This is a genomic window from Cecembia lonarensis LW9, assembly GCF_000298295.1.
Classification (GTDB): Bacteria; Bacteroidota; Bacteroidia; order Cytophagales; family Cyclobacteriaceae; genus Cecembia; species Cecembia lonarensis.
The window spans coordinates 1-9,567 of sequence record NZ_AMGM01000122.1; the positions used below are offsets into that span (position 1 = coordinate 1).

Sequence of the window (9,567 nt, forward strand, 5' to 3'; positions counted from 1 at the left end):
GTAAGAACTAACTTTGAATCCATAGTAAGCCAAAATATAATTGCGCTAAATTGTCTATAATTATTAAATTTGCAAAATGAATTACCATACACGAGCTTATCCCATGCTAGAAGAGGAAGAAGTATTAGTGGAAGAGTTGATAGATACCGATGAGTGTGAATTGGTAGTATTTAACGATGACGTCAATACTTTCGACCATGTCACCAAAATATTGATCAAAGTGTGTCAGCATACACCTGAACAAGCTGAGCAATGTACATTGATTATACATTACAAAGGTAAATGCACCGTCAAAAAGGGCAGCAGAGAAAAATTAAAGCCCATGTGTCAAGCCATTCTTGATGCCGGTATCCAAGCAGCTGTGATTTAAATTCAACTTCAGTGAATTTCCCTTCAAAACTTATTGAAAATGCTGTCAATGAAATCAGTAAACTCCCAGGAATTGGAAAAAAAACTGCATTACGGCTTGCCTTACACTTACTCAAACAGAAAGAGTCTTTTACCGAAGAGTTATCATCCGCTTTATTGGCCTTGAGAAAAGAGGTCAAGTATTGTAATACCTGCTTTAATATCTCTGACCAAGAAGTCTGTTCTGTCTGCAGTAGTCCTAGACGGGACAAGACCATCATCTGTGTAGTAGAAGACATTCCCGACGTTCTCGCCATAGAAAACACCTCTCAGTACAATGGTTTATACCATGTCCTGGGTGGGGTAATCTCACCTATTCAAGGTGTTGGTCCAGACGATCTGAAAATAGAGGCGCTCATTGACCGAATTTCTGCAAAAAACACTCAGGATAAAGTTGAAGAGGTAATCTTAGCTTTACCTGCTACAATGGAAGGAGACACCACCTCATTCTTTATTACAAGAAGATTAAAAGAGTTTGGCATTAAGGTAAGTACCATAGCAAGGGGTATACCCATCGGAGGGGAATTGGAATTTACAGACGAGATAACTTTGGGAAGAAGTATTCTGACCCGGGTAAATTATTCTGCAGATTGATAAATTTCCTTTGTGCAAATAAAAACCCTTTCTATATTTGCAGACCCAAAGGGGGATTATCCCGATAGCTATCGGGATGGCTAGAGCGTCCCGACAGCTGTCGGGAAGGTCAATCGGTTCGAATCTAAAAAAATAAATGGGGGATTAGCTCAGTTGGCTAGAGCGCTACACTGGCAGTGTAGAGGTCATCGGTTCGAATCCGTTATCCTCCACTTGAAGGCTTGCAAAAATTGCAGGCCTTTTGTATTCTAATTCAAAAACTCCTCCCAATAAGGCACATCCATTTTTCCATTAAAAGTCTCTTCCACGATAGCTTTAAAACGATCCTTAACAGTAAGAATAGACACCTTTTTCAACTCATATTGGTCAAAAATTGCCTCTAAGGCTTCTTTTAAGTTATTGAACAAAACCATGGGTTTGACCGCATCTTCTTCCTGAAAAATCTCGGCAGATTTAAAGCCTGAATAATGGGAATGTTCTTCGGTAAAAAAGAAAACAGGAACCGATTCGGATTGCTTCTCAAATAGTTGAATGATTCCTCTTGGTCCCTTAATAGAAGCAATTTCTTCCAATTGAACATTCAATTCGTAATCTTCTAAAATTCCCTCAAGGACCATCAAAACATCATACATTAAAGATTCGGATACATAGTAACCGTCCCCTGCCATTTGAATTCTTTGTTTGGCGGTCTCATCTTCCACATGTAAGTGTATCCACTCCGTATAAAAACCGAGTCGCTTGGCCTTTTGAAGCAGGTCAAAGAATTCATCCCAGTCCTCACCCACTACATTGTGTTCTATCACCAAATCTTTTCCATCAAACAGCGCAAAAAGGCCTTTGTCCCCAAATCCATTGATAATTGAAAGTCTCTGTTCTCCATAATCTTCGTCCTTCAAAGGCGATAAACTCCCAAATTTCCGAAGACTTTCTTCCGCCATATCCATCACAAAGTATTGACCCCTGTCAAAATATTTCCTCCGCAGAAAAGTACTCTTCCCAGCCCCGGGAATTCCGGTAACGAAAATAATTTTATTCATAGTTTTGATTGATTTGCGTAAGTCCACATATCATAATAAATTTAGTTTCAATATTTGCAAACAGGAAAGACCGTAGGCACTAAAAATTTAGAAATTGACCTTTCGAAAAACCTCCCTCTAAACAACAATATGAATTTAAGGAATTTGGAGACGGTAAAAAATTAATTGACATTAATTGTCCTAAAAAAGAAAATCCTTATGGCGCGAGCCATTGTCCAGACCATTGATCATTTACAGCGGTAAACTTTATTCTCAAGTGCTCCAAAGCATTTAATTGTAACAACTCAATAGATGAAGGAATTAGCTCCAAGACAGTAAAAAAGAAAAAGTCTTCCAGGTTTTCATTCCATGCAAATGCTTCGTCAGGTATCTCAATAGAAGTCCCGGGTGATAAAATGGAATTATAGGCCTTTCGCCCCTCTCCTTGTACCTTTTTCCAATGCTGCTGAGCTATATCATTTTGATGATGAATCAGGGATTTAACCTGAATTCTCACCTGAAATCTTTTTTTGGGGTGATAAAACAATAAAGCTGCAAAAGGTTGAGCTTGAAGTTCCTTTACTTTCTCGGAGCGCGAATCTGTATAAATAAAAAAATGCAAGCCTTCATCCACAGCCCTTAATACCGTATATCTTGAATCTGGACCATGAACTCCGATTGTGGAAAGCACTACAAATCTGAAAGGGTGTTTTTTATCTAAAACTCCTCGATGAAGCTCATGTTTAATAGCCTGAAAGGATGTATCATATGAATATTCTTTTTTAATCAACATAAATCAGCATTCATGGTAAGTTTTTTCATAATTAAACACGAGTAACAAACAATGGTTTTCTGATCTATGAAAGAAAAAAAAACCTGACGGGCAATGTAAGCCCATCAGGTTATCAATAACAAGTTTTTAAACATTAAACTTCTACAGGCTCCACATTTTTAAAATACACTTGTTTTTCTGCGTCAAGATCCACCAAAACTGCAGAGTCATTTTTGATATAACCCGCCAAAATCTGTTTGGACAACTCATTCAAAACCAAACGCTGCATGGTGCGCTTAAGCGGTCGGGCGCCAAATTGAGGATCAAAACCAACTTCACCCAGATAATCCAAAACCTCTTGCGTAGCATCAATTTCTATATTTGCATCTGCAAGGCGTTTTTGGATTTCCCTCCATTGGATGTCAACGATCTTTCTGGTGACTTCTTTGTTCAATGGTTCAAACATAATGGTCTCATCAATCCTATTCAAAAATTCAGGTCTAACTGATTTTTTGAGCAATTCATAAACTTCTGTTTTGGTCTTTTCTATCACCTCCTCTTTGTTCCACGCTTCCATGGCAGCAAATCTCTCTTGGATCAAATGTGATCCAATATTGGTGGTTAGAATGATAATGGTATTCTTGAAATTGGCCATCCTTCCTTTATTATCCGTCAATCTACCATCATCCAAAACTTGAAGTAGGATATTGAAGACATCCGGATGGGCTTTTTCAATTTCATCCAGCAAGACTACAGAATATGGTTTTCTTCTAACAGACTCCGTCAACTGCCCCCCTTCATCATAACCTACATAGCCTGGAGGCGCTCCTACTAACCTGGATACTGCGTGTCTTTCTTGATATTCGGACATGTCAATCCTTACCATGGCATTCTCATCATTAAAGAGGTACTCAGCCAAGGCCTTTGCCAATTCTGTCTTACCAACTCCGGTAGTACCCATAAATATGAAGGAACCTATAGGTCGCTTAGGATCTTGCAATCCTGCCCTACTTCTTCTCACCGCATCAGATAAAGCTGCGATTGCCTCTCTTTGACCTGCTACCCTTTTACCCAGCTCATCTTCCAGATGAAGGAGTTTTTCACGTTCACTTTGGATCATTTTAGAAAGAGGGATACCCGTCCACTTGGACACCACAGCAGCAATATCTTCATTATCCACTTCCTCTTTGAGAAGTGGAGAGCCTTGTTGCATGTCACTTAGCTGTTGCTTATAAGCCTCCAGCTTTTTTTCTGCCTCCACTATTTTCCCATAACGTATTTCAGCAACTTTACCAAAGTCACCCGCACGCTCGGCCTGTTCCGCTTCCAGTTTACATTTATCAATATTCTCTTTTTCAGTACGGATACCTGTAATTACTGATTTTTCAGATTCCCACTTGGCTTTGACAGACTGCCTTTTCTCAGACAACTCAGCAATTTCTTTGCTAAGGACCGCCTCCTTGTCCTTGTTATTTTCCCTTCTGATGGCCTCACGCTCAATTTCCAGCTGCATAATCCTTCTATTGAGTTCATCGAGTTCCTGAGGTAGGGAATCAATCTCCATCCTCAACTTGGCCGCAGCCTCATCCATTAGGTCAATGGCCTTATCCGGCAAAAAGCGGTCTGAAATATATCTTTGCGAAAGCTCCACCGCAGCAATAACAGCATCATCTTTGATTCTTACCCCATGGTGCAATTCATATTTATCTTTGATACCCCTTAGGATTGAAATGGCATCTGCTGCATCAGGCTCATCGACCATTACTGCCTGGAATCTTCTTTCCAAGGCCTTGTCCTTCTCAATGTACTTTTGGTATTCTTTAAGGGTAGTAGCCCCAATAGCATGCAGTTCCCCCCTGGCCAATGCAGGTTTGAGCAAATTAGCAGCATCCATTGCCCCTTCTCCTCCTCCACCGGCACCTATCAAGGTATGGATTTCATCTATGAAGAGGATAATTTCTCCTTCAGAGTCAGTTACTTCTTTGATGACTGCCTTAAGCCTTTCCTCAAACTCCCCTTTGTATTTGGCACCTGCTACGAGCAAACCCATATCCAAAGAAATCAAAGTCTTGGATTTGAGGTTCTCAGGCACATCTCCGCTTACGATCCTTTGGGCCAATCCTTCCACAATAGCGGTTTTACCCACTCCAGGCTCACCCAATAGGATGGGATTATTTTTGGTCCTTCTGGCCAGAATTTGTAGCACCCTACGGATCTCCTCATCCCTTCCAATAACCGGATCTATCTTTCCTTTTTTGGCCAGTTCATTCAGGTTTTTGGAATACTTTTCCAAAGCCCTGTACTTTGATTCTGCATTTTGATCTGTCACTTTATTTCCTTTTCTAAGTTCCTTAATAGCATCGATAAGGGTCTTTTCATTTATACCCTGGTCTTTTAAAATTTGGGATGACTTGTCCGAGCCGGCCAAAACTCCCAATAACAAATGCTCGATGGCAACAAACTCATCACCAAAAGTTTTAAGGTAATCTTTAGCTTTGTTAAGGGCTTGGTTTGCTGAGTTTGATAGGTAGGGCTGTTGACCACTTACCTTAGGAAAACCTTTGATGGTTTCATCAATTTTTTGAACCACCAATGTCTTATTAACACCTAGCTTTTTAAACAAAAACTCGGTTACGTTTTCGTCTTCGGAAAATATCCCCTTTAACATATGTGCTGGCTCGATGGCCTGCTGCTGCTCAGCCATAGTGAGCTCAGCGGCTTTCTGAATCGCCTCCTGAGATTTGATGGTAAATTGCTTGAAATCCATGATTGTATTGGTTAGCTCGTTATTCATATTGACCTCAAGACTAAGGTCAAATGCAATCCAACAAATTCTCCACCAAAGCAAAAAGAGATAAAAAAACGGAAATTTTGTCTGCCTTTTTAAGGGGAATACTTAAAAATCAGACTATTTGACATGAAAGCATTTGTCAAATAAAATTGGAGAAGCCAACAATTGGTTTAATCCTTATCATCAGGCTTGGCATACCTCTCCATTTCCCTTTGAAATTTGGACATATCCATTTCGGCTTGCTGAACTGCTATTTCAGTTTTTTTAATATTTAAATCCATTTTTGACAAATCGGCCTCTGAAGCTTTTCCTTTTTGAATAGCTTTTTCGAGTTTTAAATTTTGTTTGGCCAGTTTTATTTCCGCTTTATGCTTTCTATTCATGGCCTTCTCATAATTATTGACAGCCTTTTCATAGTTTTTCAAACGTTTTTGTTCTGCTTTCTCATCGGCCAATCTTTGTTTTTCTTCTTTTGCTTGGGTTTTGAGGTCAGACTTTTCCTGAGCCAGTCTTTTCTTCTCCTCCTGAACTTCTTGTTTGGTTTTTTCCTGGACGTCTTGAGCAAAACTTATGCTAACTGAAGTCAAGAAAAAGATAAATAATGCAATGAAATGGTGTTTTCTCATAATAAATGACTTTTAGAGCTAAAATATTTCACAGTATATTCTGTCAGATATAGTTTTTTAGAATTAAATTTTTTCAAGAAATTAATTCTTATATTTTTACTGCTTAATTACCCCTAATTTAGAAAGATAAATATTAATTTGCTTTTTGAAACTGTTAAATATGGACTTCCAGTTTGCTTATAACCCTTATGCCCTTACTGTATTTTTAACCAGTGGTATATTTCTGACCCTTGCTTTACTTTCTACAAAAAAAAGTAATGTGCAGGGTGAAAAATATTTTACTTATTTGTTGTTAGCCTGTTTGTTTTATTCCCTTTTCTATGGGATTGAGCTATTGGGTACAAATACTCAAACCATAAAATTCTTTTACAAATTAGAATTCATAGGGGGCGTATTTATTTCCCCCCTTCTTCTGCTATTTGTTTTGAAATATTCGGATAGATCTAACTACATTACTACAAACTGGGTATATGTATTACTCTCTGTCTCTAGCTTGTTTTTGATCACTGTGCTCACAAACGATTGGCATGGGCTTTTTTACAATGAGATTTCATCCAAGTCCAATAATTATTTCCAAGCCGTCTCAGTAGAACCTGCCCTTCTGCATTGGCTATATGCTAGCTATAACTCTTTGTTAATAATTATTGCCAATATATTGGTGATCAGAATGTTTTTTTCAGTTCCTTCCATATACAGAGGACAAGTATTGGTCATGCTGTTGGGTACATTTATACCCTGGTTGGCTTACATTTTGATGGTATTCGGTTTTTATCCTTACGGAATGGATCCTGTACCTTTCTTCTTAGCCACTAGCGGTATCATTTTATTTTGGGCCTTATTCAGATACCGGCTTTTTAGAATTAACCCTATCGCTTTCAAAACTATATTTGAAAACCTGTCAGATGGTATTTTAATTATTGAGGAGAACGGTGAAATCATTGCAAAGAACACAATGGGAGAAAAAATACTTTCCTATTTGTATCCAGGTCAAAAATTTAACAATATTCAGCAAATACAAGCGAATTGGCCTGACTTGGCTGAACTTTTTCTCCCCATTCCGCAAAAAAGGGCTGTTGAATTTACTTTGGAAAATGATGGGAGGTATTATCTGGCGTTTTTAAAGAAAATAAATGATGGCGACCAGGATAACATAAAAAACACCCAGTATTTATTTTTCAGGGATATTACAAATCAAAAACAAGCAGAAGAAAGAATTCGGGCCAATGAGCAGAAACTTCAAAGCATTAACACTTCATTATTGAGGAATGAAAAGATGCTCACCTCAATTGCCTTTGCTACAAAAGAATTACTTTCCAATGCTGACTTCAAAAAAGCAACACAAAAAGCCATCACCATACTTGGAGATGGCGCTGGTGCTGATAGGGCCTATCTTTTTGAGAACAGTATTGATGAGGAGGAAAACTACTATAGTTCGCAACGTTTTGAATGGAGTGCCCTCGGTGTTCCTCCTGAAATTGATAATCCTGAATTACAAAACCTCCCAATTAGCGTATTTGGGGAATCCATGAAATTCCTTCTTGACAATGAGGTTTATTTTAATATTGTTGCACAAATTGAAGATGAAGGCCTTAGAGGACTCTTAGAAAGTCAGAGTATCAAATCTATCCTTTTGATCCCCATATTTGTAGAAAAAAAATTCTGGGGCTTTGTGGGATTTGATGATTGCCAAAAAGAAAGGGAGTGGAGTGAAGCTGAAACCGCACTATTGATTTCATTTGCAGAAAGTATTTCCAATGCCATCGAGAGGAAAAATATGGAGCAAAACCTTCGTATTTCCATGGAACAGGCAAGAGAAGCGAGTATTGCGAAATCGGAATTCCTGGCCAATATGAGCCATGAAATCAGGACACCTCTCAATGGAGTAATCGGCTTTTCAGATCTTCTGATGAAAACAGATCTGGATAATAACCAAAGAGAGTTTCTTCAATCCATTATTCATTCGGGCCATTTACTCCTGGAGATCATTACAGACGTACTTGACTTTTCGAAAATTGAGGCCGGAAAACTGGAGTTAAGTCCCATGCCTACAGATTTGAAAAAATTGGCAAACGAAACTTTAAATATGATTGCGCCTTCCTTAGAGGGAAAAGAAATAAGGCTAAATCTTACATTAAGTGACGAAATACCTGCACTCGTTTTGGCAGATAATACACGGCTCAAACAAGTTTTAATGAACCTGTTGAGTAATGCGGCAAAGTTTACGCACCAGGGAGAAATTGAGCTTTCAATTGACAATCAGGGTATAAGCCAGAAAAATGTCAACTTAGTATTTTCAGTTAAGGATACCGGTATAGGCATCTCCAAAGAAAAGGAGAAAATAATCTTCGAAGCTTTTGCCCAAGAGGATAATTCAACCACAAGAAAATATGGAGGAACGGGACTAGGCCTGACCATCAGCAACAAAATACTTCAATTGATGAACAGTGAGCTTAAATTAGAAACCGAGTTAGGCAAAGGCTCGACCTTCTCATTTTTATTATCGCTTCCTGTCGCCAATGACCACACACAAATAGAAGGTAAGCCTGGAAGAAAAGAAGAGTTAAAAGTCACATTAGCATCTAATCAGGCAGAAAAACAAATCAAAATTTTACTGGTAGATGATAACCCTGTAAACATGCTATTGGCAAAAACCATTGTCAAGAACCTTATTCCTAAGGCAAAAATTCTTGAGGCTAAAAATGGCAGAGAGGCTGTAGAATTGTTTGAGCAAGAAAATCCTTCCATGATTTTTATGGATATTCAGATGCCAGAGATGAGTGGTTATGAAGCCACAATCGAAATCAGGAGAATTGAAAATAATACCAGAAGGGTGCCGATCGTAGCATTGACTGCAGGTACTGTGAAAGGAGAATATGACCGATGTATTCAAGTGGGTATGGATGATTATTTATCAAAGCCTGTAGTTGTGGCCGATATCCAGGAAATGATGGATAAATATTTGGGACAATCTCAAAAAGAAACTAAAAAAGAAGTAATATCTAAATTGGAAGAATTTAAGAATTCAGATCCAGAATTCTTCAAGCAGTTAGTAGATATCAGCCTTCAAAATATTGAGAAAATTCATGATGATTTAAGCACATGCTTGAGAGAAGGAGACCTTAAAGCTGTAAAACAATCCTGCCATGCCATGAAAGGTGTAGCACTAAATCTTGATTTCAAAGAACTCGCAGATGCATGTGCGTCTGTAGAAAGTTTTGAAGATCTAGAGGATAAAAAGAACTTAGATATCATTACAAATATTCATGCGCTTATTGATGAAACCATGAAATATTTAACAAAACAATCAAAGTCTGCTTAATCGCAAAATATTACATTAAAAAACACGCGACTAAAGTAACT

At 38.3% G+C, this 9,567-nt stretch carries 7 protein-coding genes and 1 tRNA gene; 4 read left to right on the forward strand and 4 right to left on the reverse strand.

Annotation, left to right across the window (positions count from 1 at the left end; translation table 11 throughout):
- The first annotated feature begins 76 nt into the window (after positions 1-76).
- From B879_RS19375 to B879_RS19385, 3 genes are all read left to right on the forward strand, one after another.
- Positions 77-370, forward strand: coding sequence for an ATP-dependent Clp protease adaptor ClpS (locus B879_RS19375; protein WP_009186921.1), 294 nt, complete (start codon positions 77-79; stop codon positions 368-370).
- 11 nt (positions 371-381) lie between these two features.
- The gene (gene recR / locus B879_RS19380) at positions 382-1,002 is read left to right on the forward strand and encodes a recombination mediator RecR (RefSeq protein WP_009186922.1); all 621 of its coding nucleotides are present in this window, start codon (positions 382-384) and stop codon (positions 1,000-1,002) included.
- A gap of 138 nt (positions 1,003-1,140) precedes the next feature.
- A tRNA-Ala gene (locus tag B879_RS19385) sits at positions 1,141-1,214 on the forward strand.
- 36 nt (positions 1,215-1,250) lie between these two features.
- On the opposite strand, the gene B879_RS19390 is transcribed toward B879_RS19385, so the two are convergent.
- The 4 genes from B879_RS19390 to B879_RS19405 all read right to left on the reverse strand — a co-directional run bounded on the left by B879_RS19390 (position 1,251) and on the right by B879_RS19405 (position 6,207).
- The gene (locus tag B879_RS19390; protein WP_083847966.1) at positions 1,251-2,039 is read right to left on the reverse strand and encodes a P-loop nucleotide/nucleoside kinase family protein; all 789 of its coding nucleotides are present in this window, start codon (positions 2,037-2,039) and stop codon (positions 1,251-1,253) included.
- Between the two features lie 196 nt (positions 2,040-2,235).
- Positions 2,236-2,811, reverse strand: coding sequence for a PNPOx family protein (locus B879_RS19395; protein ID WP_009186924.1), 576 nt, complete (start codon positions 2,809-2,811; stop codon positions 2,236-2,238).
- Between the two features lie 133 nt (positions 2,812-2,944).
- Positions 2,945-5,557: an ATP-dependent chaperone ClpB gene (clpB, locus tag B879_RS19400; RefSeq protein ID WP_009186925.1), complete on the reverse strand. Its 2,613-nt coding sequence runs from the start codon at positions 5,555-5,557 to the stop codon at positions 2,945-2,947.
- A 194-nt stretch (positions 5,558-5,751) separates the two neighbouring features.
- Complete coding sequence (locus B879_RS19405; protein WP_009186926.1) at positions 5,752-6,207, reverse strand: hypothetical protein; 456 nt, start codon at positions 6,205-6,207, stop codon at positions 5,752-5,754.
- Between the two features lie 160 nt (positions 6,208-6,367).
- On the opposite strand from B879_RS19405, the gene B879_RS19410 reads away from it, so the two are divergent.
- On the forward strand, positions 6,368-9,526 hold the full coding sequence (locus tag B879_RS19410; protein ID WP_009186927.1) for a histidine kinase N-terminal 7TM domain-containing protein: 3,159 nt from the start codon (positions 6,368-6,370) through the stop codon (positions 9,524-9,526).
- Positions 9,527-9,567 lie beyond the last annotated feature (41 nt).